The sequence below is a fragment of the Streptomyces sp. NPDC001744 genome (genome assembly GCF_042892575.1).
Lineage (GTDB): Bacteria > Actinomycetota > Actinomycetes > Streptomycetales > Streptomycetaceae > Streptomyces.
The window spans coordinates 165640-191455 of the sequence record NZ_JBIAUG010000002.1 but is presented as its reverse complement, the minus strand read 5'-3'; the positions used below and the strand labels follow the sequence as shown (position 1 = coordinate 191455).

The following is a 25816-nucleotide window of genomic DNA, read 5'->3' as shown; positions in this document are numbered from 1 at the left end:
ATTCTCACACGCCACGCCTGACGGGCGCGTTCGCCGCCGTTCCGCGCGTCCCTTCCGGCACCCCCCGCGAAGGCCCTCGGGGCCGGGTTTCCGGCCCTTTCGTCCGGCGGGCGACCTAACCAGCCCCGGGGGTATTGTCAAGGGGGTGACAACGCTCCGTCGGAGGCTTTCCGGTCACATCCGGTTGACGCGAGGTGTGGACGCGGAGACCGGTGGAAAGGCGGGAGGACCGGAAGACCGGAGGACCGACGGACCGACCGACGGATCGACGCACGGATCGACGCACGGGCCGAGAAGGCGGCGCGAGGACACCGCCCGGCCCCTTCCGCAGGACTGGACAGGAGACCACGGCGTGACGCGCAGCGTGTACGTGACCGGGATCGACCGCGGTGACGGCCGCCAGGTCGTCGAGCTGGGAGTCATGGAACTCCTCACCCGCCAGGTGGACAGGGTGGGGGTGTTCCGCCCGCTGGTGCACGACGGACCCGACCGGCTCTTCGACCTGCTGCGCGTCCGCTACCGGCTCTCCCAGGACGCCTCGACGGTCCACGGCATGGACTACCGGGAGGCGGCCGCGCTCCAGGCCGAGCGGGGCACCGACGAGCTGGTCTCCGAGCTGGTCGACCGGTTCCACTCCGTCGCCCGCGACTACGAGGTCGTCCTCGTCCTGGGCACCGACTACGCCGCCACCCAGCTCCCCGACGAGCTGGCCCTCAACGCCCGGCTCGCCAACGAGTTCGGCGCCTCCGTCATCCCGGTGGTCGGCGGCAAGGGCCAGACGGCGGAGTCCGTGCGGTCCGAGGCCCGCAACGCCTTCCGGGCGTACGACGGACTCGGCTGCGACGTGCTCGCGATGGTGGTCAACCGGGTGGCGGCCGAGGACCGGGAGGCGATCGCGGAGCGGCTGTCCGCCCGGCTGCCCGTGCCCTGCTACGTCCTGCCGGACGAGCCGGCCCTGGCGGCGCCCACCGTCGCCCAGATCACCCACGCCCTCGGCGGCACCGTCGTCCTCGGGGACGACGCCGGGCTCGCCCGGGACGCCCTGGACTTCGTCTTCGGCGGGGCGATGCTGCCGAACTTCCTCAAGGCGCTGACCCCGGGCTGCCTGGTCGTCACCCCCGGGGACCGGGCCGACCTGGTCGTGGGCGCGCTCGCCGCGCACTCGGCCGGCACCCCGCCGATAGCCGGCGTGCTGCTCACCCTGAACGAGCGGCCCGGCGAGGAGATCCTGACCCTGGCGGCCCGCCTCGCGCCGGGCACCCCGGTCGTCTCGGTCACCGGGAACAGCTTCCCGACCGCCGCCGAACTCTTCGCGCTGGAGGGCAAGCTGAACGCCGCCACGCCGCGCAAGGCGGAGACCGCCGTGGGCCTGTTCGAACGGCACGTGGACACCGCCGACCTGCTCAAGCGGGTCTCGGTGGCCCGCAGCGGCCGGGTCACCCCGATGATGTTCGAGCACGAGCTGCTGGAGCAGGCGCGGGCCGACCGGCGCCGGGTGGTGCTGCCGGAGGGGACCGAGGAGCGGGTGCTGCGCGCCGCCGACGTGCTGTTGCGCCGGGACGTGTGCGAACTGACCCTGCTCGGCGACGTCGACGTCATCCGCAAGAAGGCCGCGGACCTGGGCATCGCGCTGGGCGGGACGCAGCTGATCGACCCGCGGACCTCGGAGCTGCGGGACGCGTTCGCGGAGCGGTACGCGGCGCTGCGCGCCCACAAGGGCGTCACCGCGGAGCTGGCGTACGACGTGGTGTCGGACGTGAACTACTTCGGCACCCTGATGGTCGAGGAGGGCCTGGCCGACGGCATGGTGTCCGGCTCGGCGCACTCCACGGCCGCGACGATCCGGCCGGCCTTCGAGATCATCAAGACGAAGCCGGACGCGTCGATCGTCTCGTCGGTCTTCTTCATGTGCCTCGCGGACAGGGTCCTGGTGTACGGCGACTGCGCGGTCAACCCCGATCCGGACGCCGCGCAGCTCGCGGACATCGCCGTCCAGTCGGCGGCCACGGCGGCCCGCTTCGGCGTGGAGCCGAGGATCGCGATGCTCTCGTACTCCACGGGCACCTCGGGCTCCGGCGCCGACGTCGACAAGGTGCGGGAGGCGACCGCGCGCGTCCGGGAGGCGCGTCCGGAGCTGCGGATCGAGGGGCCCATCCAGTACGACGCGGCCGTGGAGCCCTCGGTCGCGGCGACGAAGCTGCCGGGTTCGGAGGTGGCGGGGCAGGCGACCGTGCTCGTCTTCCCCGACCTGAACACCGGCAACAACACGTACAAGGCCGTGCAGCGTTCGGCCGGCGCCGTGGCCGTCGGGCCGGTCCTCCAGGGGCTGCGCAAGCCGGTGAACGACCTCTCGCGCGGCGCCCTCGTCAGCGACATCGTCAACACGGTCGCCATCACGGCGATCCAGTCCCAGGGTCAGGAGCTTCCCGCATGACCGCCCGTCCGTCCTCCGCCGCCGCCCCCACCCGTGTGCTGGTGCTCAACTCCGGTTCCTCGTCGCTGAAGTACCAGCTCCTCGACATGCGCGACGAGAGCCGCCCGGCGCAGGGCCTCGTGGAGCGGATCGGCGAGGAGACCTCGCGGTTCGTACACACGCCACCCGGCGGGGACGGGGAGAAGCGCGAGCGCAACGGCCCGATCCCGGACCACTCGGCCGCGCTGAAGGCGGTCGCGGAGGAGCTGGCGGCGGACGGGCTGGGCCTGGACTCCCCCGAACTGGCGGCGATCGGGCACCGGGTGGTGCACGGCGGGCTGCGGTTCACCGAGCCGACGGTGATCGACGGCGAGGTGCTGGCGGAGATCGAGCGGCTCGTCCCGGTGGCGCCGCTGCACAACCCGGCGAACCTGGTCGGCATCCGTACGGCGATGGCGCTGCGCCCCGACCTCCCGCAGGTGGCGGTCTTCGACACCGCCTTCCACCGCACGATGCCGGAGTCGGCGGCGCGGTACGCGATCGACGTGGAGACCGCGGACGCGCACCGCATCCGGCGGTACGGCTTCCACGGCACCTCGCACGCGTACGTCTCGCGGAAGACGGCGGAGCTGCTGGGCAGGGCGCCGGAGGACGTGAACGTGATCGTGCTGCACCTGGGCAACGGGGCCTCCGCCTCGGCGGTGCGGGGCGGCCGGTGCGTGGACACCTCGATGGGGCTGACGCCCCTGGAGGGCCTGGTCATGGGCACCCGTTCGGGCGACATCGACCCGGCGGTCACCTTCCACCTGCGGCGGGTGGCGGGGATGTCGGCGGACGAGATCGACGTCCTGCTGAACAAGAGGTCCGGTCTGGTCGGGCTCTGCGGCGACAACGACATGCGGGAGATCCGCCGCCGGATCGACGGGGGCGACGAGCGGGCGGCGCTCGCCTTCGACGTCTACGTCCACCGCCTGAAGAAGTACATCGGCGCGTACTACGCGGTGCTCGGCCGGGTGGACGCGGTGGTGTTCACGGCGGGGGTCGGGGAGAACGCGGCCCCGGTGCGGCAGGCGGCGATCGCGGGCCTGGAGGAGCTGGGACTCGCGGTGGACGCGGACCTCAACGCCGCGCGTTCCGGCGGGGCGCGGATCATCTCGCCGGAGTACGCGCGGGTGGCGGTCGCCGTGGTGCCGACGGACGAGGAGCTGGAGATCGCGCGCCAGAGCTACGCGCTGGTGCGGAACCCGCTCGACGGAGGCCCGGAGGGCTCGAACGAGTGATCGCCTGAGCACTCCTCCGCCCATATGTACTTTCCGCCAACCGGAATATTCCGCAGCGAAACAAACCGATAGGATTCGCCTCATGCGCCGTTCCAAAATCGTCTGCACGCTGGGCCCCGCCGTCGACTCGTATGAGCAGCTGAAGGCTCTCATCGAGGCCGGCATGAACGTGGCCCGATTCAACTTCAGCCACGGCTCCCAGGCAGAACACCAGGAGCGGTACGACCGCGTCCGGCAGGTCGCCGCGGACACCGGGCGCGCCGTCGGCGTCCTGGCCGACCTCCAGGGCCCGAAGATCCGTCTGGAGACCTTCGCCGAGGGACCGGTCGAGCTGGTGCGCGGTGACGAGTTCACCATCACCACCGAGGACGTCCCGGGCGACAAGTCGATCTGCGGCACCACGTACAAGGGGCTGCCCGGCGACGTCTCCAAGGGCGACCAGATCCTCATCAACGACGGCAACGTCGAGCTGCGGGTGACCGAGGTCGAGGGCCCCCGGGTCCGGACCATCGTCATCGAGGGCGGTGTCGTCTCCGACCACAAGGGCATCAACCTGCCGGGCGCGGCCGTCAACGTCCCCGCCCTGTCCGAGAAGGACGTGGACGACCTCCGCTTCGCCCTGCGGATGGGCTGCGACATGGTCGCCCTGTCGTTCGTGCGCGACGCCAACGACGTCAAGGACGTCCACAAGGTGATGGACGAGGAGGGCCGCCGGGTCCCCGTCATCGCCAAGGTGGAGAAGCCGCAGGCCGTCGAGAACATGGAGGCCGTCGTCGCGGCCTTCGACGCGGTCATGGTGGCCCGCGGCGACCTCGCCGTGGAGTACCCGCTGGAGAAGGTCCCGATGGTGCAGAAGCGCCTGGTGGAACTCTGCCGCCGGAACGCCAAGCCGGTCATCGTCGCCACCCAGATGATGGAGTCGATGATCACCAACTCGCGCCCGACCCGCGCCGAGGCGAGCGACGTCGCCAACGCGATCCTGGACGGCGCGGACGCGGTCATGCTGTCGGCCGAGTCCTCGGTCGGCGCGTACCCGATCGAGACCGTCAAGACGATGTCGAAGATCGTCGCGGCGGCCGAGGAGGAGCTGCTCTCCAAGGGCCTCCAGCCCCTGGTCCCGGGCAAGAAGCCCCGCACCCAGGGCGGTTCGGTCGCCCGCGCGGCCTGTGAGATCGCGGACTTCCTGGGCGGCGAGGCGCTCGTCGCCTTCACCCAGTCCGGCGACACGGCCCGCCGCCTCTCCCGCTACCGCGTCCAGCAGCCCATCCTCGCCTTCACCACGGACGAGGACACCCGCAACCAGCTCACCCTGAGCTGGGGCGTCGAGTCCTACGTCGTCCCGCACGTGGACAACACGGACGCGATGGTCGACCTGGTGGACGCCGAACTCCTCAAGCTCCAGCGCTACAACGAGGGCGACCTCATGGTCATCACGGCCGGCTCGCCCCCCGGCGTCCCCGGCACCACGAACATGGTCCGGGTCCACCACCTGGGCGGCGGCGAGCGCGACTGACGCGCCCCCGCACACGGCGAGGCCCCCGTCCGGAACAGGACGGGGGCCTCGCCGCGTACGGCTCCCGGAGCGGTACGGGGGTCAGTTCGGCTCGATCGTGTTGCGGAGGCCCGGGACCCTGAGGGTGCCGCCGAACTGGCCGGCCTGCTTGAGCTTGACGTCGGTGAACCAGACGTACGAGACGTCCAGCGGGGGCGGGGTCTCCGGGCTGAAGGTGATCGGGAGGAAGGGGATGCCGAAGATCTTGCCCTTCAGCTCCTCCGTGTACATCGTCACCGTGCCGTCGGTGATGGTCGACTCCTCGCCCTTCCTGGAACGGACGTGGCCCGTACGGCCCTCGGAGTGGACCGTCAGCTGGTGCAGGTCCTTGATCTGCACCTTGGTGGCGGTGAACTTCAGGACCTTCTTGGTCCTGCCGCCGTAGGTCCTCACCTCGACGATGCCGTGGTACTTCAGGCCCGAGAGCGTGAGCAGCGAACTCTCCAGGCGCCACGGATCGTCCGGGAGCAGCGGGATGCCGGGCTCCAGGTCGGCGTCCGCGAGCGCCTTCTCGTCGTGCTCCGGGCACGGGTAGCGGGGCTTGGCGCCCTCGGGTATGTCCTCGTCCTTCTTGGCGTCGAGGCCCTTGACGTCCTCCGGCAGCTCCGCGACCCCGACGCCCGCCTTCTCGGCGGCCTCGCGGATCGCGGCCTTCGTCCTCTCCGCGGCCGGGTCGGCGGCCGGCTTCGGATCCGCGGTGGTCTTCGGCGCGGTGGTCGCCTCCGGTGCGGCGGACGCGGCCGGCTTCTCGTCGGCCGTGGCCGGCCCGGCCGGGACCCGGGTGGCCGGTGCCGTCGTCGTGGGCGCCGCCGTGGTGGGCGTGGCCTTCGGCTTCGACGGGTCCAGCCCGCCGAAGAGGTCCTTCAGGGCGTCGCCCACGCCCAGCGGGTCCAGCGGGTTCCTGGTCCTGGCCGGGGAGGGGGTCGCCGTGGGCGTCGGCGTCGCGGCGGGCGCGGTGGTCTTCGCCTCCTCCCGCGTCCGCCGCGCGGTCGTCCCTCCGGCCTTCGCCGTGGCGTCCGTCGCGGTCGGCGCCGGCGTCGCGGGGGCGGACGGGGCGCCGGTGGGAGCGGTGGTAGCGCTCGCGGTCGCGCTCGCCGAGGGAGTGGCCGTCGGCTGGGCGCTCTTCGTGGGCTTCGGCGTCTCCGTCGCCTCCGGCGTGGGCTCGTCCGAGCGCGACACGCACGGGGCGGACGCGAAGGGGGCCTCGTCGTCGGCGAGGGCGAGCTTGGGCGTGAGGCTCATCCCCACGAACACCGCGGTCGGCATGGCGGCCAGCGCCATCGCCTTGCCCGCGGGACCCTGTATGCGGTTCAGCAGCGTCTTGCGCGGGGCCGCGTGTCGCGGGCCCCCCTTCACGAGCGCCGGCTGGGACTCGTCACCCCGCACTGTTCCTCCCGCCCTTGGCGTCGATCGTCGTGTCGGTCGCGTGGTGCTCCGCCTCGCGCTGTTCCGGGACGCCGGCCGTGACCGGCACGGTCCGGGTCTCGGCATCGGTCTCGTCCGGAATCCCGGACGGGTCGTCCGCCTCGACTCCCGTGTCCTTGTCGACCGGGGGCGCGGGCGCCCAGGCGGTGGACATGGCTCCCCCGATCATGGAGAGCAGGAAGCCGACGCCGAGACCACCGAAGTTCGAGACCGGGAGAGAGACGAGCGCCAGAACGATCGCCGCGACGCCCGCGAACACCCGGACAACGGGCTGGAACCACATCGTCAGTCCGAGCGTGATGAGCAGGACGCCGATGATCAACGCGCCCGCCCCGGCGGTCGTGGCCATGGCGAGGGTCATGTTCCCGAGCCGCAGGTCACCGTACGGGAGATAGGCGATCGGTACGCCGCCCAGCATGGTGAGCAGACCGGCCCAGAAGGGGCGGTTGCCCCGCCAGGCGCGGAAACGCCGTCGGATCGTGACTCCGCGGGAAGCAGTGGACTCGGCGCTCATGGAAACAGCTCCCTGGAAGCGGTCTTGCTGAGAAGAATTACTGAGAGATGGAGCCGCGGGTACACGGCCGTGCGGGCGGGGACGTACGGGACCGCCCCCGCCCTCCAGGCCGGTGCTAGCCGGCGAAGCACTCCTTGACGCCGCGGTGCAGCGACAGCTTCAGGTCGGGAAGCTTGAAGGTGGCGGCGGTGGTCGCCCACGCCTTCTGCTCCACGTTCGACAGCACCGCGTGGTCAGCGCGCTGACCGAATCCGGTCGGGTACACCTTCTTCTCGGTCCCCGGCTGGATACCCGGCTTGCCGTCCCCCTTCGAGAGCGCGGCGGCGGCGACACCGATGTCGATCTGCTTGAACTCGGCATCCGCCTTCAGGTCCGAGACATCCAGGTAGATGCCTTCGGCGTAGACGCGCCTGTCCGGGTCCTTCGCCCCCTCGGTGCCGGCCTTGAGCTGCAGGGAGACCGGGCCGACGAACGGAACCTCGGGCGTCACGACGGACTGGCACATTTCGGTGATGTACGCCTTGGAGAAGCCCGAAACGGCGACCGGCGCGGAGATGTCCTCGCCCTTGAGGTTCTTGCCGTTGACGTAACTGCCGTACTGGACGAAGTCCCAGCCCTCGAGCTGCTTCGCCTTCACCTTGAACTCCTGGCCGGAGATCGCGAACGACGCCGCCAGCGCGCCCTGCGCGAGGCCGACACCGATCGCGGCCGTAGCCATCACGCTCGGGACCATGACGACGGCGAACCGCTTCCATCTGGTGCCACCACGAACCTGGGACTGCATGAGAATCCTCCTTCTCGGACGTACATCTCCAGAAGGGGCGTGGGCCCGATCTGCGATGGGAGAAGAGCTACGTCCTCGGGAAGGAGAGCGCCGGGACGGCGGGCGGCGCGAAGCGCGTCCCGATCACCGGCGATCACCCCCGAGCGACAACCACGGGCCGCGCGGTGCGCGTGGCCCGACTTGGACAGGCCCCGTTCGGTGTGAGCGGGAACCCCCCTGTCCACGACCGGCGCCGGAGCACCGGTCCGCCCGGTGGGGACCTTCGCCGCGCCCCGGTTGGTTGCCGGGCGGTGCGGTTCGGACCGAGCGTGGCCGATCGTTGTCCATTCCGGGCGCCCGCACAAGGGGGGTCATTACTGGCTGGTAACGCGGGAGTGACCGCCCCGTGGCGGGACGGGATCGAACGGGCACGCTCGGTACGTTCGAACGGCGGAGGATATCGGCGGATCGCCGCAGGAATGCGGACAGAACGTCCGACTTGATTTACTGCAAGTAACAGCGGCCGCGATTACCAAGTTTTGGTAAAGCGCGGCCGCCTTTTGTCACTTCGCTGCCAAACCGCCGGGCGATCCGGCGCTCCGGGCAGACCCCGGAGAGTCCTCAGAAGAGCACGCGGGCGAGGGCCTGCCGGGCCGCCGTCACACGGGGGTCCTCGGCGCCGATGACCTCGAACAGGTCGAGGAGCCGCACCCGCGCCGCGTCCCTGTCCTCGCCCGACGTGCGGCGCACGGTCTCCACGAGCCGACCGAAGGCGTCCTGGACGTGACCGCCCGCCAGGTCCAGGTCGGCGGCGGCGCACTGCGCGGCGACGTCGGCCGGGTTCTCGGCGGCGTTCCTGCGGACGGCGGCCGGGTCCAGATCCTGTACGCGGGTGAGGAGTTCGGCCTGCGCGAGGCCGAGCTTGGCCTCCGGGTGGGCCGGGGCGTCGGCGAGCACGTTCTTGTACGCCTGGACGGCGCCCGCCAGGTCGCCCGCGTCGAGCGCGGCCATGGCCGCTTCGAGGAGGGAGTCGTACGGGCCGGCCGGCCGGGCGGGGGCCGCGGAGCCGGCGTCCGCGTCGGCGTCCACGGCGATGCCGGTGAGGCCGAAGCGCTCCTCGCCGACCGCGATCAGCTGGTCGAGGGTCTCGCGGATCTGGGCCTCGGGCACCGCGCCCTGGAAGAGCGGCAGCGCCTGGCCGGCGACCACCGCGAAAACGGCCGGAATTCCCTGGATGCCGAACTGCTGCATCAGCATCTGGTTGGCGTCGACGTCGATCTTCGCGAGCAGGAAGCGGCCGCGGTACTCGACGGCGAGCCGCTCCAGGAGGGGGCCGAGCTGCTTGCAGGGCTCGCACCACTCGGCCCAGAAGTCGAGGACGACCGGGACCTCGGCGGAACGCTGGAGCACATCGCGCTCGAAGCCCGCCTCGTCGACGTCGATCACCAGGGCGGACGGGGGCACGGCGGCGGAACCGCCCTGCCGGGCGGCTTCGGCGCGCGCCTGCTCCGCCTTCGCCTTGGCCTCTCCGGCCGCCTTCACCGCGGCGAGGTCGACGACGCCGCTCATGGACATGTTTCGGGGCTGCATGGCACCATCCTCCCCCCTCCGCGCGCGTAAGCGGTAAGCGGTGGCCGAACAGCGCCGTCCGCGCGCCCCCCGCCGGTGTGCGGGACGCCCTGCGGCACGGTCCGTCCGCCCTCTTCGTATTTCTTCGTGCTTCTTCGTACTGCTCGGTTCGTGCCGGGTCCCCACCCGGCACCGTGGTCGTCGCTCGGGCCGCTCAGAGCCTTTCGCTACGCGTCGTAGCGTAACTGCCGGGGCGGAGGCGGCGGGAGGGCGGGGGAACGATCCGTACGGTGAACTGCCTCACACCGCCGAGCCCTGGCGCGTTAGCTACTGGCGGGTATGGTCGGCGTTCATGCGCAGCCGCACCGACCCCCGCACCGGCCGTACCGGGCGCCCCCGCTCCACCGAGGCCGACGCGGCCATCCTGGAGGCGACCCGCGCGGCACTGGTCGAACTGGGCTGGTCCAAGCTCACGATGGGGGACGTCGCGGGCCGCGCCGGGGTCGCGAAGACGACCCTCTACCGCCGCTGGACGAGCAAGAGCGAACTCGTGGTGGACGCGGTCGCCGTCCTCTTCGACGAGCTCGAACTCCCCGACCTGGGCTCCCTGCGGGCCGACATCGAGCACGTGGTGCTCCAGTTCGCGGCGCTCCTCGAACGCCCCGAGACCAAGACGGCCCTGATGGCGGTGGTGGCCGAGTCGACCCGGGACGAGCCGCTGCGCGAACGCATCCGCGCCTCCATCGTGGACCGCCAGAAGCGGCTGGTCCAGGAGGGCCGGATGCGGGCGCAGCGGCGCGGTGAACTCCCGCCGGACCGCGAGTTGCGGGCCATGGGCACCACGGACGACCTGATCTTCGACGTGATCGCGGGCGCGGTCGTGCACCGCGCCCTGGTGAGCGCCGAGCCGGTGGACGCGCCCTGGGTGGCCCGCCTCTCGGCCCTCCTGGTGGGCGGCCTGGGCGCGGTGGCGTCCGGCGGCTGAGGCACGCGGCCGCCGGGGCGCACGACGCGGGCGGGGGCGGTACGGGGAGATCCGCACCGCCCCCGCCCCGTGCCGAGCCGTCTCAGAAGCCCGGGGGCTCCGTGTAGACGCCCCACTCGTCGCGCAGGGCGTCGCAGATCTCCCCGAGGGTGGCCTCGGCGCGGACGGCCTCCAGCATGGGGGCGATCATGTTCGAGCCGTCGCGGGCCGCGGCCAGCATCGCGTCGAGCGAGGCGCGGACCTTGGCGTCGTCCCGGCGCGCCCTGCGCTCGCCGAGGACGCGGACCTGGTCCCGCTCGACCTCGTGGCTGACCCGCAGGATCTCCAGGTCCCCGGTGACGGAGCCGTGGTGGACGTTGACGCCGACGACCCGCTTGTCGCCCTTCTCCAGGGAGCGCTGGTACTGGAAGGCGGACTCGGCGATCTCGCCGGTGAACCAGCCGTCCTCGATGCCGCGCAGGATGCCGGAGGTCATCGGGCCGATCGGGTGCCGCCCGTCCGGGTGGACGAGACGGCCGCGCTCCTTGATCCGGTCGAAGATCTTCTCGGCGTCGGCCTCGATGCGGTCGGTGAGCTGCTCGACGTACCAGGAACCGCCGAGGGGGTCCGCGACGTTGGCGACGCCGGTCTCCTCCATGAGGACCTGCTGGGTGCGGAGCGCGATCTCGGCGGCCTGCTCGCTGGGGAGCGCGAGGGTCTCGTCGAGGGCGTTGGTGTGGAGGGAGTTGGTGCCGCCGAGGACGGCCGAGAGGGCTTCGACGGCGGTCCGCACGACGTTGTTGTAGGGCTGCTGGGCGGTGAGGGAGACGCCGGCCGTCTGGGTGTGGAAGCGGAGCCACTGGGCCTTGTCGGTCTTCGCGCCGTACACCTCCTTCATCCAGCGGGCCCAGATCCGGCGGGCGGCGCGGAACTTGGCGATCTCCTCGAAGAAGTCGAGGTGGGCGTCGAAGAAGAAGGAGAGGCCGGGGGCGAAGACGTCGACGTCCAGGCCCCGGGAGAGGCCCAGCTCCACGTAGCCGAAGCCGTCCGCGAGGGTGTACGCCAGCTCCTGCGCGGCCGTCGCCCCGGCCTCGCGGATGTGGTAGCCGGAGACGGAGAGGGGCTTGTACGCGGGGATCTCCGCCGCGCAGTGCTCCATGAGGTCCCCGATGAGGCGCAGGTGGGGCTCGGGCTCGAAGAGCCACTCCTTCTGCGCGATGTACTCCTTGAAGATGTCGGTCTGGAGCGTGCCGTTGAGCACGCCCGGGTCGACGCCCTGGCGCTCGGCGGCGACCAGGTACATGCAGAAGACCGGCACGGCGGGGCCGGAGATCGTCATCGAGGTGGTGACGTCGCCGAGCGGGATGTCCTTGAAGAGGACCTCCATGTCGGCGGCGGAGTCGATGGCGACGCCGCAGTGGCCGACCTCGCCGAGCGAGCGCGGGTCGTCGGAGTCGCGGCCCATGAGGGTGGGCATGTCGAAGGCGACGGAGAGGCCGCCGCCGCCGGCGGCCAGGATCATCTTGTACCGCTCGTTGGTCTGCTCGGCGTTGCCGAAGCCGGCGAACTGGCGGATGGTCCAGGTCCGGCCCCGGTAGCCGGTCGGGTGGAGTCCCCGGGTGAAGGGGTACTCGCCCGGCCAGCCGATGCGCTCGAAGCCCTCGTAGGTGTCGCCGGGCCGGGGCCCGTAGACGGGCTCGACGGCGTCGCCGGAGAGCGTGGTGAAGTCGGCGTCCCGCTTGCGGGCCTTGTCGTAACGGGCCTGCCAGCGACGGCGGCCCTCCTCGATGGCGTCAGCGTCCATGCTCCGAATTTACTAGGACGTCCTAGTAAATGTCGACGGGAGACCCCGCGCCGGTGTGGCGCGGGGCGGGGTTACGCCTTGGCGGGAACCGGCCGCGCGCCGCTGACCAGCGGAAGCGTCTCGCGGACGATCTTGCGCTCGACGAAGAAGGCGGCGAAGGGAATCGTCCCGGAGAGCAGCACCCAGAGGAGCTTGCCGAACGGCCACTTGGCCTTGGAGCCCAGGTCGAAGGCGAAGACCAGGTAGACGATGTAGAGGACGCCGTGGAGCTGGGAGACCGCGAAGGTCAGGTCCTCGCCCGTGTGGAAGCCGTACTTGGCCACCATGCACGCGCAGAGGATGAGGAGCATGACCGCGGTCACGTACGCCATGACGCGGTAGCGGGTCAGCACGCTGGATTTCATGGCTACGAGCGTAAACGTACGTTCCGGGCGATCTTCGCGCGGGTCGGGCCGCGTCGCGGTCCTCGCGCGGGTCACGCCTCGTCGAAGTCGTGTGCCGCGACCCGGAGCGGGCGGAGCATCGCGAAGATCTCGGCGCACTCCTCGGCGTCGTACGCGCCGAGTCCGAAGTCCATCCCCATCAGGTCGCGGGTGGCGGCCTCGACCACCTCGCGCCCCTTGTCGGTGATGGAGGCGAGGGTGCCGCGGCCGTCGTTGGGGTTGGGGCGCTTGGCGACGAGGCCGGACCTCACGAGCCGGTCCACCGTGTTCGTCACCGAGGTGGGGTGGACCATCAGCCGCTCGCCGATCTTGGACATCGGCAGCTCGCCCGCCTTGGAGAAGGTGAGCAGGACCAGGGCCTCGTACCGCGCGAAGGTCAGGCCGTACGGCTTGACGACGGCGTCGACCTCCGCGAGGAGGATCTGGTGGGCACGCATGATCGAGGTGATCGCGGCCATCGGGGGGACCGGGCCCCAGCGCTTCTGCCAGAGTTCGTCGGCGCGGGCGATGGGGTCGAAGGGGAGACTGAGCGGCTTCGGCACGCGACGACCTTACCCATGGGGAACATGGCGGACGGTCCCGTCTCGTCCTTCGGTCGCACCGGCCGCCCTCAGTTCGGCGGCGGCGGCGAGGAGGCAGAGCGTGCCGAGGACGCCGGTGCCCGCCACGACCGTGTGCACGGGCAGGAACTCGGCCGCGAGTCCGGCCCCGGCCATGCCGATCCCCTGGACGGTCATCATGCCCGCCGTCATCAGGGTCATGGCCCTCCCCCGCCGCTCCTCGGGGACGGCGGCGACGAACAGGGCGTCGAGGCCGAGGGTGTGCGCGCCGGTGGCCCCGGCCAGGAAGAGGGCGGTGGCGGCGAGGACGGCGCCCGGCTCGACGGCGTACAGGAGGTAGGGCAGGACGCCGGTGACGGCGAGCGGCAGCACGATCCGGGAGCGGGCGGCGGCGGAGAGGAGGGAGCCGGCGAGGAGTTCGCCCGTGACGGTGCCGACGGGCAGGGCGCACATGAGCAGGCCGAGGGCGGCGGTGGAGACGCCGGTCTCGTCGGCGTAGGGGGCGGCGAGCGCTTCCGGGACGACGGCGAAGAGCGGCGGCACCCAGAACATCACCATCAGGGCGCGGACGCGCCGGTCGCGCAGGATCGCCCGGGTGCCGGCGAGCCCGCCCTCCGGGGCCCCTCCGGCGGACCGGGCGGGGCGGCGGGCGGTGCCCAGCCGGAGGAGGAGCGCGGAGGCGAGGAAGGTGACGGCGGTGACGACGAGGGCGCCGCGCGGCGGGACGGCGGTGAGGAGGACGCCGCCGGCGGCGAAGCCGGCGAGGAGGGCGCCCTGGGAGACGATCCGCAGGAGGGAGCGGCCGAGGACGAAGAGGTCGCCCTCGCCGAGCACGTCGGCGAGGGTCGCCGCGCGGGTCCCGTGGAAGACGGGCGAGACGAAGGCGACGGCGCAGCGCAGCGCGAGCAGGACGGCGACGGGGGTGGCGGGGACGGTCATCAGGACGACGCAGGCGGCGCAGACGAGGTCGCAGACGACGAGGACGCGGCGGGGCGGGAAGCGGTCGGCGAGTCCGGCGAGGAGGGTGCCGCCGAGGAGGTGGGGGAGGAAGCCGAGGGCGAAGGTGAGGGAGGAGAGGAGCGGGGAGCGGGTGAGGTCGTAGACGAGCACGGTGAGCGCGAGTTCGCTGACGACGACGCCGAGCAGGGAGAACAGGTGCGCCACGAAGACGAACCGGAACTCCCGGACCCGGAAGACGGCCCGGTAGCCGGGGGCCGCGGGGGCCTCCGGCGGGGCGGGAGGAACGGTGGACGCGGCGGGGGTTCCGGCGAACGCGGGCGCGGGTGCCGGCATGGGGCTGGGCGCGGGCGTGGGGCCGGGCGCGGACGTGAGTACGGGCGTGGGGCCGGGCGCGGGCGCGGATGCGGAGCCGGGCACAGGCGTGGAGCCGGGCGCGGGCGCGGATGCGGAGCCGGGCACAGGCGTGGAGCCGGGCACGAGTACGGATGCGGAGCCGGGCGCGGGCACGGCCGGGCTCCCGGCGCGCGGGGCCGCTCCCGGGGGCGGGGGCGTGCCCCCGGCGGGCGGGAGCGTGTCGGGGGTGTCGGGTGTCGGCATGGCCGCAGCGTGCCGCCCGGGACGGGGGCCGCCCTAGACTTTCGGCTCCGGACGAATGTCGCGAGGCGAGGGAGCGGGGCCGTGCCGTACCACCTGCGTTTCGGAGGGGCCGACCCCCTGCGGATCAGGTTCGCGGTCTCGCCGCTCTGGGAGACGCACGCCGCCGTACGGGTCCTCGCGCGGCCCCGGCGGCAGGGGTACCACCTGCCCTGGCTGCGACGGGTCGCGGACACCGCGCGGGGGCTCGACCTGGGGCCGCTGCACCTGCTGATGCCGCCGCGCGGGCACAGCCCGGACTTCCTGTATCCGCCGCCGCTGGGCCCCGCCGCCTCCTTCGAGGAGGAGATCGAGGCGGTGCGGAGGACCGATCCGGCGCTCGCCCTGGCCGACTTCGAGCGGACGTTCGCCCCGGTTCCCGGGGCGGCGGACACCGACGAGGGACGGCGGATGCTCGCGGACCCGGCCGGGGCGGTGGAACGCCTGGCCGATCTGCTGCGGGCCGCGTGGGAGGCGCTGATCGCGCCCGACTGGCCCCGGCTGCGGGCGCTTCTGGAGGCGGACGTGGCGTACCACTCGCGGCGGCTCGCGGAGGGCGGGCTCGAGCGGCTCCTGGGCGAGCTGCACCCGTCCTTCGAGTGGACGGCGGAGACGGCCACGCTCCGGGTGGACTACCACGGCGAACACGTGCGCCCGCTGGACGGACAGGGGCTCGTCCTGATGCCGTCCGTGTTCACCTGGCCCGACGTGGTGAGCGGCTTCGACCCGCCGTGGCAGCCGGCGGTGGTGTACCCGGCGCGCGGGATCGGCGGGCTGTGGACGGACGTCCGGGACCGCGCCCCGGAGGCGCTGGGGCGGCTCCTCGGTCCGGTGCGGGCGGACGTGCTGTGCGCCCTGACGGAGCCGATGGGGACGACGGCGCTCGCCCACCTGCTCGGCCGGGCGCCCTCGTCCGTCTCCGCCCACCTGTCGGTGCTGCGGGACGCGGGGCTGCTGACCTCCCGGCGGTACGGCCACCAGGTGCTGTACGAGCGGACCCCGCTGGGCCTGGCGCTGTCGCACCCGGAACCGGGTGTCCGGCGCGGGCCGGCGCGGCCGGGCCGGTGAACCCCGGCGGGCGGGCTTCCGGCGAGGACGCGCACGAGGGGCGGGGACGGCCGGTCGTGAGCGACCGGCCGGACCGGCGGGTTCCCCCGTGCGGGCAGGAGGAGGCCCCGGGACGGCGGACCCCCGGGGCTCCTCCCGCGAAGGGCGCTCAGCCCTCCAGGTGCCGTTCGACGGTGGCGACCTTGGCGTGCAGGCCGTCCGTCACGCCGGGGCGGATGTCGGCCTTGAGGACGACGGAGACGCGGGGCGCGCGGGCCTCGACGGCGGCGACGGCCCGCTTGACGACGTCCATCACCTCGTCCCACTCGCCCTCGATCGAGGTGAACATGGCGTCGGTGCGGTTCGGCAGGCCGGACTCCCGGACGACCCGGACGGCGTCGGCGACGTACGCGCCGACCTCCTCCCCCACGCCCAGCGGGGTCACCGAGAAGGCGACGATCACGCGTTCACCGTGCCCTCGCGGCGGGCGCGGGACGCGATGACCGCGTCCTCGGCCTCGCGCTTCAGCCGCCGCTCGGCGTAGAAGCCGCCCAGGGGCAGCACCGAGAGGACGAAGTACAGGGCGGCGGTGCCGAAGCTCCACCTGGTCCGGTTCCAGGCGTCCAGCCAGAAGAGGACGTACAGGACGAAAAGGAGGCCGTGGACCGAGCCCATGACGGGCACCGCGTTGAACTCCGTCGTCCGCTTGAGCACCGCGCAGACCAGCAGGATCAGGAAAGAGACGGCCTCGGGCGCGGAGACGAGCCGGAGCCGGTGGAGGGAGGATGCGGTCTTGATGTCCACGGAGGGGGTCACCTTCGTTCGATCTTGTGAACGGATGCACAAGGGCGCGTCCATTGTGCACGCCGACTTTGCTGTCCCTTTAAGCGGGTCCCCAGTACCTTCGGCCCGTGGCAACGTTCCGACTCCAGGGCAGCAAGGTGCTCGCCGTCTCCATGGCCGGCGACGCCGTCAAGGCGAAGAACGGCTCGATGGTCGCCTACGACGGCCAGATGGCGTTCAAGAAGATGAGTGGGGGTGGCGAGGGCCTGCGCGGCATGGTGACCCGCCGGCTCACGGGTGAGCAGATGGAGGTGATGGAGGTGCGGGGCCAGGGGACCTGCTGGTTCGCCGACCGGGCCTCGGAGATCAACCTCGTCTCGCTGCACGGCGACAAGCTGTGGGTGGAGGCGAGCAATCTGCTGTGCGCCGACGGGGGGCTGCGCACCGGCACGACCTTCACGGGTCTGCGCGGCGGGGCCACCGGCAACGGCCTCTTCACCACGACCGTGGAGGGGACGGGCCAGGCCGCGATCATGTCGGACGGTCCGGCGGTGGTGCTGCGGGTGACCCCGCAGTACCCGCTCCATGTCGATCCCGGCGCGTACATCGCCCACCAGGGCAACCTCCAGCAGCACTTCCAGTCGGGGGTGACCTTCCGCACCTTCGTGGGCGAGGGCGGCGGCGAGGCGTTCCAGATCCGCTTCGAGGGGGACGGCCTGGTGTACGTCCAGCCCAGCGAACGGAACACGATCGGGGGTGACGTCTGATGCCGTTCCGCGAGATCAATTCGAAGATGGTCGAGGCGACCGTCGTCCCGGGGCAGCGGATGTTCAGCCAGCGCGGCGCGATGCTGGCGTACCGGGGCGACGTCACTTTCACGCCGAACACGGTGGGGGGCCAGGGTGGCCTGATGTCGATGATCGGCCGCCGGGTGGCGGGCGAGGCGACCCCGCTGATGACGGTCGAGGGCAGCGGCACGGTGATGTTCGGGCACGGCGGCCACCACATCCAGGTGATCGCGCTGACCGGCGACACCCTGTACGTCGAGGCCGACCGGCTGCTCGCCTTCGACGGGTCGCTGGAGCAGGGCACGATGTTCATGGGCTCGCAGGGCGGGGTCATGGGCATGGTCCGGGGCCAGGTGACCGGCCAGGGCCTCTTCACGACCACCCTGAAGGGTCACGGCTCGGTGGCCGTCATGGCGCACGGCGGCGTGTTCGAACTGCCCGTCGTCCCGGGCCGCCCGGTCCACGTGGACCCGCAGGCGTACGTGGCCCACCACGGGGACGTGCGGAACAAGCTCTCCACCGCGCTCGGCTGGCGGGACATGGTGGGGCGCGGTTCGGGCGAGGCGTTCCAGCTGGAGCTGAGCGGCAGCGGCACGGTGTACGTGCAGGCATCGGAGGAGAAGCTGTGAGCACCCCCGTCATCCACGACCCGCAGACCCTGCCGTCGGACGACAACGTCAACCCGTACACGTTCTGCGTCGAGCTGAAGGGATCCCCGTGGTTCCTCCAGAAGGGCAAGATGATCGCCTATTACGGGCGGATCGAGTTCAACGGCGTCGGGCACGGGCGGCTCGACCGGCTGGTGCGGACGTCCTTCCACTCGCCGCTGCACGCGAGCGACTGGGTGGTGGCCGAGGGCAGCGGGAAGATGCTGCTCGCGGACCGGTCGTTCGACGTGAACTCGTACGACCTGGACGAGGGCAACCTGACGATCCGGTCCGGGAACCTGCTGGCCTACCAGCCGACCCTGGCGCTGAAGCAGTCGATCGTGCCGGGCTTCGTGACGCTGATCGGGACGGGCACGTTCGTGGCCGCGTCGAACGGGCCGGTGGTCTTCATGGAGCCGCCGCTGCGGGTGGACCCGCAGGCCCTGGTGGGCTGGGCGGACTGCCCCTCGCCCTGCCACCACTACGACCACGGCTACCTGACGGGCGTGATGGGCGGCCTGCGGTCCCTGACGGGGCTCGGCGGCACGTCGGGCGAGGAGCACCAGTTCGAGTTCGTGGGGGCGGGGACGGTCCTGCTCCAGTCGACGGAGCTGCTGATGACGGAGCGGGCCGCCGGGCAGCCGCCGGCCGAGCCGGGGGTGCCGGGCGGTCACGGAGGGTACGGATCGGGCCAGGGTCAGCAGGGCTCGGCACCGCGCCTTCCCGGCCAGCTGGGGGACCTCCAGCGTCGTTTCGGGCTGTGAGCGGTAGTCTGCGGAGTGTGACGCCCCCGGGCGTCCGCGCCGGTGGCGGAGCCGGATCGGGGCGGGGCACCGGGTGCCCGGCGTCACGCTCCCAGACTTCGTCAAGAATTCAACTTCTTAGGTAGAATCCATACATGGAGACCGAGACGGCCACCCCGTGGCTCACCGACGGCGAGCAGTGTGCCTGGCGCACCTTCCTGGACGTCCAGAGGATGCTGACGTACCAGTTGGAGAAGGACCTCCAGCCCTTCGGCCTGACGATGAACGACTACGAGATCCTGGTGAACCTCTCGGAGTCGGCCGAGCGCCGGCTGCGCATGAGCGACCTCGCCTCGGCCACCCTCCAGTCGAAGAGCCGGCTCTCCCACCAGATCACCCGGATGGAGAGCGCCGGGCTCGTCCGGCGCGAGAACTGCGAGTCCGACCGGCGCGGCCTCTACGCCGTCCTCACCGACCAGGGCATGGAGACCATGCGGAAGGTCGCCCCGCACCACGTCGAGTCCGTGCGCCGGCACTTCATCGACCAGCTCTCCCCGGAGGCGCTCGGCGACCTCCACGAGTCCCTGAAGCCGATCGCGGAGCAGCTGCGCGGACGGCGCGGCAAGCCGTAACCGGTCGCGCGTACGGGAGGGGCCTCCCCGGCCGGCCGGGGAGGCCCCTCCCGTACGCGCGGGACGTTCAGCGGCCCGTCAGGCCCGCGACCAGCTCGTCGGCGGCCGCGTACGGGTCGAGGCCGCCCGCCGTGATCCGCTCCGCGAGCGCGTCCAGGCGCCGGTCGCCCCGCAGGTCCCCGATGCGCTCGCGCAGCGCCGTGACCGCGATGGTCTCGACCTCGCGGGCCGCGCGGGCGCGGCGGCGCTCCGCCAGGACCCCCCGCTCCTCCATCCAGGCGCGGTGCTTCTCCAGGGCCTCCACGACCTCGTCGATGCCCTCGCCCCGGGCCGCGACCGTCTTGACGATCGGGGGCCGCCAGTCGCCCGCCGCCCGTGCCTCGCCGAGGCCCAGCATGTGGTTCAGCTCCCGGGCGGTGGCGTCCGCGCCGTCCCGGTCGGCCTTGTTCACCACGTACACGTCGCCGATCTCCAGGATGCCCGCCTTGGCGGCCTGGATGCCGTCGCCCATGCCCGGCGCGAGCAGGACGACGGAGGTGTCGGCCTGGGAGGCGATCTCGACCTCCGACTGCCCGACGCCGACGGTCTCCACCAGGACCACCTCGCAGCCGGCCGCGTCGAGGACGCGGACGGCCTGCGGGGCGGACCAGGCGAGGCCGCCCAGGTGGCCCCGGGTGGCCATGGAGCGGATGTAGACGCCCGGGTCGGAGGCGTGCTCCGACATCCGGACCCGGTCCCCGAGCAGCGCTCCGCCGCTGAACGGGGAGGACGGGTCGACGGCCAGGACGCCGACGCGCTTCCCCGCCCGGCGGTACGCGGAGACGAGCGCGGACGTCGAGGTGGACTTGCCGACGCCGGGCGAGCCCGTCAGGCCCACCACGTACGCGCCGCCGGTGAGCGGCGCGAGCGCCGCCATCACCTCGCGCAGCTGCGGGGACGCCCCCTCCACGAGCGAGATCAGCCGGGCCACGGCGCGCGGCCGGCCCTCCCGTGCCTGGGCGACCAGAGCGGGGACGTCCACCATGTGCGTTGCTCCTTGGGTGCGGGACTACTTGCCGTTGCCGGGGACGCGGAGGATCAGCGCGTCGCCCTGGCCGCCGCCGCCGCAGAGGGCCGCCGCGCCGACACCGCCGCCGCGCCGCTTGAGCTCCAGGGCGAGGTGGAGCACGACCCGGGCGCCGGACATGCCGATCGGGTGGCCGAGCGCGATGGCGCCGCCGTTGACGTTCACCTTGTCGGAGGTGACGCCGAGGTCCTTCATGGACTGGACGGCCACCGCCGCGAACGCCTCGTTGATCTCGATCAGGTCGAGGTCGCCGACGGTGAGGCCCTCCTTCTTCAGCGCGTGCAGGATGGCGTTGGACGGCTGCGACTGGAGGGAGTTGTCCGGGCCGGCCACGTTGCCGTGGGCGCCGATCTCCGCGATCCACTCCAGACCCAGCTCCTCGGCCTTGGCCCGGCTCATCACGACGACGGCGGCGGCGCCGTCGGAGATCTGCGAGGAGGTGCCGGCCGTGATGGTGCCGTCCTTGGCGAAGGCGGGGCGGAGCTTGCCGAGGGACTCGACGGTGGTCTCGGCGCGGATGCCCTCGTCCTTGGCGAAGATCACCGGGTCGCCCTTGCGCTGCGGGATCTCGACCGGGGTGATCTCGGCCTCGAAGACGCCGTTCTTCTGGGCGGCGGCGGCGCGCTGGTGCGAGAGGGCGGCGATCTCGTCCTGCTCGGGGCGCTTGATGCCCAGGCGGGTGTTGTGCTTCTCGGTGGACTCGCCCATGGCGACGCCCTCGAAGGAGTCGGTGAGACCGTCGTACGCCATGGCGTCGAGCATCTCGATCGCGCCGTACTTGAAGCCCTCGCGGGACTTCGGGAGCAGGTGCGGCGCGTTGGTCATCGACTCCTGGCCGCCGGCGACCACCACGTCGAACTCGCCGGCGCGGATCAGCTGGTCCGCGAGGGCGATGGCGTCGAGCCCGGAGAGGCACACCTTGTTGACGGTGAGGGCCGGGACGTTCATGGGGATGCCGGCCTTGACTGCGGCCTGGCGGGCGGGGATCTGGCCGGCGCCCGCCTGGAGCACCTGACCCATGATCACGTACTGCACCTGGTCGCCGCCGATGCCGGCCCGGTCGAGGGCGGCCTTGATGGCGAAGCCGCCGAGTTCGGCGCCCGAGAAGGACTTGAGCGAGCCGAGCAGGCGACCCATGGGCGTGCGGGCGCCCGCGACGATCACTGAGGTGGTACCGGTCGTTCCAGACATGAGGCACGGCCCCTTGGGATGAGAGGTGAACGAGAGGGGGGTCCGGGGGGGTGTCCCCCCAAAACGGAGGTGCACCGCCAATGTACTGAGGGGCGCGGCGCCCGGTCATCGGCCCGACGGTGTGACGGCGCGCACGTTGCGTAACCACTCCTCCGGGGTTGCACTGGATCCATGCTGACGCGAATCGACCACATCGGGATCGCCTGTTCCAACCTCGACGCGACCGTCGAGTTCTACCGCGCGACCTACGGTTTCGAGGTCTTCCACACCGAGGTCAACGAGGAGCAGGGCGTCCGCGAGGCCATGCTCAGGATCAACGGCACCTCGGACGGCGGCGCCTCCTACCTCCAGCTCCTGGAACCGACCCGGGAGGACTCGGCGGTGGGCAAGTGGCTCGCCAAGAACGGTGAGGGCGTGCACCACATCGCCTTCGGCACCGCCGACGTGGACGGCGACGCCGACGCCATCCGGGGGAAGGGCGTACGGGTCCTCTACGACGAGCCCCGCACCGGTTCCATGGGCTCCCGGATCACCTTCCTCCACCCCAAGGACTGCCACGGCGTCCTCACCGAACTGGTCACTTCGGCCGAACCGTCCGCCGGCCACTCCCCGGCGGAGCACTGACCACCGGATTCCCGGCCCGGTAGAGTGGGCGGCTCCGGGCCGGGGCCGGTCGGGGCTGCCCCGCGTGGCACCGAAGTCGGGATGTCGGGGTCGTCCGATCTGCCACGATTCCCCGGGGGTCCGTCCTCGTCCGGGGGGACGGTGCTCAGCAGGAGTGTCGCGACCAGGGGACGGGTGGGACCGCGCAGTGCGGGGCTACGAACGCCAGGAGAGCCACCGGGCTGAAGACGACCATCTCGCCAGGTTCGAAGCCGAGATGGACCGGCTGAAGACCGAGCGGGAGAAGGCCGTCCAGCACGCCGAGGACCTCGGTTACCAGGTCGAGGTCTTGCGTGCCAAGCTCCACGAGGCACGGCGCACCATCGCGTCCCGGCCCGCGTACGACAGCGCCGACATCGGTTACCAGGCCGAGCAGATGCTGCGGAACGCGCAGGCGCAGGCCGAACAGCTGCGCCAGGACGCCGAGCGCGAGCTGCGCGAGGCGCGGGCGCAGACCCAGCGCATCCTCCAGGAGCACGCCGAGCACCAGGCGCGGCTCCAGGCCGAGTTGCACAACGAGGCCGTCCAGCGCCGCCAGCAGCTCGACCAGGAGTTGAACGAGCGCCGCCAGACCGTCGAGGCGCACGTCAACGAGAACGTCGCCTGGGCCGAGCAGCTCCGCGCCCGTACGGAGGCGCAGGCCCGCAGGCTGATGGAGGAGTCCCGCGCGGAGGCCGAGCAGGCGCTCGCCACCGCCCGCGCCGAGGCCGCCCGGCTCGCGGAGGAGACCAGCCGCCGCGCCGGCGCCGAGGCGGAGTCCGCCCGCGCCGAGGCCGAGGCGATTCTGCTGCGCGCCCGCAAGGACGCCGAAAGGCTCCTCGCCAACGCCGCGGGCCAGGCGCAGGAGGCCACCAGCCACGCCGAGCAGCTGCGCTCGTCCACCACCGCCGAGACCGACCAGGCCCGTCGCCGGGCCACCGAGCTGTCCCGCGCCGCCGAACAGCGCATGCAGGAGGCCGAGGAACGGCTCCGGCTCGCCCGCGCCGAGGCGGAGAAGGCCCTCTCCGAGGCCAAGGAGGCCGCCGCCCGGCAGCTCGCCTCCGCGGAGTCGGTCAACGAGCAGCGCACCCGTACCGCGAAGGCGGAGATCGCCCGGCTCGTCGGCGAGGCCACCAAGGACGCCGAGGCGCTCAGGGCCGAGGCCGAGGAGAAGCTGCGCGAGGCCACCGCCCAGGCCGAGAAGCTGGTCACGGAGGCGACCGAGAAGGCCCGTACGGCCGCCGCCGAGGACTCCGCCGCCGCGCTCGCCAAGGCCGCCCGCAGCGCCGAGGAGATCCTCACCAAGGCGTCCGAGGACGCCCGGGAGACCACCCGCAAGGCCGCCGAGGAGGCCGAGCGGGTGCGCCGCGAGGCCGAGGCCGAGGCGGACCGGCTGCGCACCCAGGCCGAGGAGCAGGCGGACGAGCTGCTCGGTTCGGCGAAGGACGACACCCAGGAGTACCGCGCCAAGACCGTCGAGCTCCAGGAGGAGGCGCGGCGGCTGCGCGGCGAGGCCGAGCAGCTGCGCGGCGAGGCCGTCGACGAGGGCGAGCGCATCCGGGGCGAGGCGCGCCGCGAGGCCCTGCAGCAGATCGAGGAGGCGGCGAAGACCGCCGAGGAGCTGCTGTCCAAGGCCCGTACGGACGCCGAGGAGCTGCGGACGAAGGCCGGCGCCGAGAGCGAGAAGGTCAAGTCCGAGGCGATGGAGCGCGCCCAGACGCTCCGGACCCAGGCCGAGGAGACCCTGGAGCGCACCCGCGCCGAGGCCGAGCGGCTGCGCGCCGAGGCCGAGGAGCAGGCCGAGTCCGTACGGGCGGCGGCCGAGGAGGCCGCGGCGGGGCTGCGCGCGGACGCCGAGCGGGCCGCCGAGGCCCGGCGCGCGGAGGCCGCCGAGGAGCTGACCCGGCTGCACGCCGAGGCCGGGGCGAAGGTGGCGGCGGCCGGGGAGGAGCTGACCGACGCGCGGGCCGAGGGCGAGCGCATCCGGCGCGAGGCCGCCGAGGAGACGGAGCGGCTGCGGACCGAGGCCGCCGAGCGCATCCGCACCCTCCGGGAGCAGGCGGAGCAGGAGGCCGAGCGGCTGCGGGCCGAGGCGGCGGCGGACGCGACCGCCGCGCGCACCGAGGCCGAGACCGCGGCGGTACGGCTCCGCGAGGAGGCGTCCGGCGAGGCCGAGCGCCTGCGGTCGGAGGCCCAGGAGACCGCCGACCGGATGCGGGCCGAGGCCGCGGCCGCCGCCGAGCGGGTGGCCGCCGAGGCCGCCGAGGCGCTGGCCGCCGCGCAGGAGGAGGCCGTACGGCGCCGCCGGGAGGCCGAGGAGACGCTGGAGTCGGCCCGTTCCGAGGCCGGCCGGGAGCGCGAACACGCCCGGGTGCGGTCCGAGGAACTGCTCGCCGCCGCCCGCAAGCGGGTCGAGGAGGCGCAGGCCGAGGCGCAGCGGCTGGCCGAGGAGGCGGACGCGCGGGCGGCCGAGGTGGTCGCCGCGGCCGAGCAGACCGCCCAGGAGGTGCGGGAGTCGGTGGCCGGTCTGCGCGAGCAGGCCGAGGAGGAGATCGCCGGGCTGCGGTCGGCGGCCGAGCACGCCGCCGAGCGGACCCGTACCGAGGCGCAGGAGGAGGCGGACCGGGTCCGCGCCGGCGCGTACGAGGAGCGGGAGCGGGCGACCGAGGAGGCGGCCCGCGTCCGGACGCTCGCCCAGGAGGAGACGGAGGCCGCGAAGGCGCTGGCCGAGCGGACGGTCACGGACGCGCTCGCCGAGGCGGAGAAGCTGCGGGCGGACACCGCCGAGTACGCGCAGCGGGTGCGGACCGAGGTGACGGACTCGCTCGCCGCGGCCGAGCAGGACGCGGCCCGTACGCGGGCGGACGCCCGGGACGACGCGAACCGGATCCGTTCGGAGGCCGCGGAGCGGGCCGAGACGGTGGTCGGCGAGGCGCGGGCCGAGGCGGACCGGCTCACCGCCGAGGCGGCCGGGCTGAGGGAGACCGCCGAGCGGGACGCCCTGCGCCTGCGCGCCGAGGCCGAGCGGATCAGGGCCGAGGGCGAGGCACACGCGGAGACCCTGCGGGCGGCCGCGCTCGCGGACGGCGAGCAGGTCCTCGACGAGGCCCGCAAGGCCGCCGACAAGCGGCGGAGCGACGCCGCCGAACAGGCCGACGCCCTCCTCGCGGAAGCCACGAACGAGGCGGAACGGCTCACCCGCGAGGCGGAGGAGCTGAGGGAGACCGCCGAGCGGGACGCCCTGCGCCTGCGCGCCGAGGCCGAGCAGATCAGGGTCGACGGGGAGGCGCACGCCCAGGCGCTGCGGGCGGCCGCGCTCGCGGACGGCGAGCAGGTCCTCGACGAGGCCCGCAAGGCCGCCGACAAGCGGCGGAGCGACGCCGCCGAACAGGCCGAC

General features: G+C 72.9%; 23 protein-coding genes. 11 read left to right on the top strand and 12 right to left on the bottom strand.

Annotated elements, in window-relative coordinates; all coding sequences use genetic code 11:
- The first annotated feature begins 352 nt into the window (after positions 1-352).
- The 3 genes from pta to pyk all read left to right on the top strand — a co-directional run bounded on the left by pta (position 353) and on the right by pyk (position 5206).
- Entirely contained in the window at positions 353-2434 is a 2082-nt protein-coding gene (pta, locus tag ACFYZY_RS03395; RefSeq protein WP_388689054.1) for a phosphate acetyltransferase, read from the top strand.
- Complete coding sequence (locus ACFYZY_RS03390; RefSeq protein WP_388689052.1) at positions 2431-3693, top strand: acetate kinase; 1263 nt, start codon at positions 2431-2433, stop codon at positions 3691-3693. The genes pta and ACFYZY_RS03390 overlap by 4 nt, the downstream gene beginning before the upstream one ends.
- Before the next feature lie 82 nt (positions 3694-3775).
- On the top strand, positions 3776-5206 hold the full coding sequence (gene pyk, locus ACFYZY_RS03385) for a pyruvate kinase (protein WP_388689050.1): 1431 nt from the start codon (positions 3776-3778) through the stop codon (positions 5204-5206).
- An 81-nt stretch (positions 5207-5287) separates the two neighbouring features.
- Here pyk and ACFYZY_RS03380 read toward each other — a convergent pair whose 3' ends face one another.
- From ACFYZY_RS03380 to ACFYZY_RS03365, 4 genes are all read right to left on the bottom strand, one after another.
- The gene (locus ACFYZY_RS03380) at positions 5288-6631 is read right to left on the bottom strand and encodes a hypothetical protein (protein ID WP_388689049.1); all 1344 of its coding nucleotides are present in this window, start codon (positions 6629-6631) and stop codon (positions 5288-5290) included.
- On the bottom strand, positions 6621-7184 hold the full coding sequence (locus ACFYZY_RS03375) for a DUF6114 domain-containing protein (protein WP_388689047.1): 564 nt from the start codon (positions 7182-7184) through the stop codon (positions 6621-6623). The genes ACFYZY_RS03380 and ACFYZY_RS03375 overlap by 11 nt, the downstream gene beginning before the upstream one ends.
- A gap of 115 nt (positions 7185-7299) precedes the next feature.
- Positions 7300-7968: a DUF6230 family protein gene (locus tag ACFYZY_RS03370; protein WP_388689045.1), complete on the bottom strand. Its 669-nt coding sequence runs from the start codon at positions 7966-7968 to the stop codon at positions 7300-7302.
- A 600-nt stretch (positions 7969-8568) separates the two neighbouring features.
- Complete coding sequence (locus ACFYZY_RS03365; protein WP_388689043.1) at positions 8569-9537, bottom strand: tetratricopeptide repeat protein; 969 nt, start codon at positions 9535-9537, stop codon at positions 8569-8571.
- Between the two features lie 331 nt (positions 9538-9868).
- Here ACFYZY_RS03365 and ACFYZY_RS03360 point away from each other — a divergent pair, with 331 nt between their 5' ends.
- Complete coding sequence (locus ACFYZY_RS03360) at positions 9869-10501, top strand: TetR/AcrR family transcriptional regulator (RefSeq protein WP_388689041.1); 633 nt, start codon at positions 9869-9871, stop codon at positions 10499-10501.
- Between the two features lie 82 nt (positions 10502-10583).
- Here the strand turns inward: ACFYZY_RS03360 and ACFYZY_RS03355 are convergent, their stop codons facing one another.
- The 4 genes from ACFYZY_RS03355 to ACFYZY_RS03340 form a co-directional block, all read right to left on the bottom strand.
- Positions 10584-12284 carry a methylmalonyl-CoA mutase gene (locus ACFYZY_RS03355; protein WP_388689040.1) on the bottom strand — a complete coding sequence of 567 codons (1701 nt, stop codon included), beginning with the start codon at positions 12282-12284 and terminating at the stop codon, positions 10584-10586.
- Positions 12285-12355: 71 nt separating this feature from the next.
- Positions 12356-12688 carry a DUF3817 domain-containing protein gene (locus ACFYZY_RS03350; RefSeq protein ID WP_388689038.1) on the bottom strand — a complete coding sequence of 111 codons (333 nt, stop codon included), beginning with the start codon at positions 12686-12688 and terminating at the stop codon, positions 12356-12358.
- 71 nt (positions 12689-12759) lie between these two features.
- Entirely contained in the window at positions 12760-13269 is a 510-nt protein-coding gene (locus ACFYZY_RS03345; RefSeq protein ID WP_388689036.1) for a MarR family winged helix-turn-helix transcriptional regulator, read from the bottom strand.
- Between the two features lie 9 nt (positions 13270-13278).
- Entirely contained in the window at positions 13279-14580 is a 1302-nt protein-coding gene (locus tag ACFYZY_RS03340) for an MFS transporter (RefSeq protein ID WP_388689034.1), read from the bottom strand.
- Between the two features lie 345 nt (positions 14581-14925).
- Here ACFYZY_RS03340 and ACFYZY_RS03335 point away from each other — a divergent pair, with 345 nt between their 5' ends.
- Entirely contained in the window at positions 14926-15948 is a 1023-nt protein-coding gene (locus ACFYZY_RS03335; protein ID WP_388689032.1) for a DUF5937 family protein, read from the top strand.
- A 148-nt stretch (positions 15949-16096) separates the two neighbouring features.
- Here the strand turns inward: ACFYZY_RS03335 and ACFYZY_RS03330 are convergent, their stop codons facing one another.
- A complete protein-coding gene (locus ACFYZY_RS03330) occupies positions 16097-16390 on the bottom strand; it encodes an MTH1187 family thiamine-binding protein (protein WP_388689031.1) in 294 nt (97 codons plus the stop codon).
- Complete coding sequence (locus ACFYZY_RS03325; protein WP_388689029.1) at positions 16387-16731, bottom strand: DUF3817 domain-containing protein; 345 nt, start codon at positions 16729-16731, stop codon at positions 16387-16389. The genes ACFYZY_RS03330 and ACFYZY_RS03325 overlap by 4 nt, the downstream gene beginning before the upstream one ends.
- Before the next feature lie 107 nt (positions 16732-16838).
- On the opposite strand from ACFYZY_RS03325, the gene ACFYZY_RS03320 reads away from it, so the two are divergent.
- The 4 genes from ACFYZY_RS03320 to ACFYZY_RS03305 all read left to right on the top strand — a co-directional run bounded on the left by ACFYZY_RS03320 (position 16839) and on the right by ACFYZY_RS03305 (position 19520).
- Positions 16839-17477 carry an AIM24 family protein gene (locus ACFYZY_RS03320; protein ID WP_388689028.1) on the top strand — a complete coding sequence of 213 codons (639 nt, stop codon included), beginning with the start codon at positions 16839-16841 and terminating at the stop codon, positions 17475-17477.
- The gene (locus ACFYZY_RS03315; RefSeq protein ID WP_388689027.1) at positions 17477-18127 is read left to right on the top strand and encodes an AIM24 family protein; all 651 of its coding nucleotides are present in this window, start codon (positions 17477-17479) and stop codon (positions 18125-18127) included. Before ACFYZY_RS03320 ends, ACFYZY_RS03315 begins: the two co-directional genes overlap by 1 nt.
- On the top strand, positions 18124-18909 hold the full coding sequence (locus ACFYZY_RS03310) for an AIM24 family protein (RefSeq protein ID WP_388689026.1): 786 nt from the start codon (positions 18124-18126) through the stop codon (positions 18907-18909). The genes ACFYZY_RS03315 and ACFYZY_RS03310 overlap by 4 nt, the downstream gene beginning before the upstream one ends.
- A gap of 134 nt (positions 18910-19043) precedes the next feature.
- Positions 19044-19520, top strand: coding sequence for a MarR family winged helix-turn-helix transcriptional regulator (locus ACFYZY_RS03305; protein WP_388689024.1), 477 nt, complete (start codon positions 19044-19046; stop codon positions 19518-19520).
- 67 nt (positions 19521-19587) lie between these two features.
- On the opposite strand, the gene meaB is transcribed toward ACFYZY_RS03305, so the two are convergent.
- Positions 19588-20544: a methylmalonyl Co-A mutase-associated GTPase MeaB gene (meaB, locus tag ACFYZY_RS03300; protein WP_388689023.1), complete on the bottom strand. Its 957-nt coding sequence runs from the start codon at positions 20542-20544 to the stop codon at positions 19588-19590.
- Between the two features lie 24 nt (positions 20545-20568).
- Positions 20569-21777 carry an acetyl-CoA C-acetyltransferase gene (locus ACFYZY_RS03295; RefSeq protein WP_388689021.1) on the bottom strand — a complete coding sequence of 403 codons (1209 nt, stop codon included), beginning with the start codon at positions 21775-21777 and terminating at the stop codon, positions 20569-20571.
- Positions 21778-21948: 171 nt separating this feature from the next.
- On the opposite strand from ACFYZY_RS03295, the gene mce reads away from it, so the two are divergent.
- Both mce and scy read left to right on the top strand, forming a co-directional pair.
- Positions 21949-22401 carry a methylmalonyl-CoA epimerase gene (gene mce, locus ACFYZY_RS03290; RefSeq protein ID WP_388689019.1) on the top strand — a complete coding sequence of 151 codons (453 nt, stop codon included), beginning with the start codon at positions 21949-21951 and terminating at the stop codon, positions 22399-22401.
- Between the two features lie 187 nt (positions 22402-22588).
- A partial coding sequence (gene scy / locus ACFYZY_RS03285) for a polarized growth protein Scy (protein ID WP_388689017.1) occupies positions 22589-25816 on the top strand: 3228 nt, incomplete at its 3' end.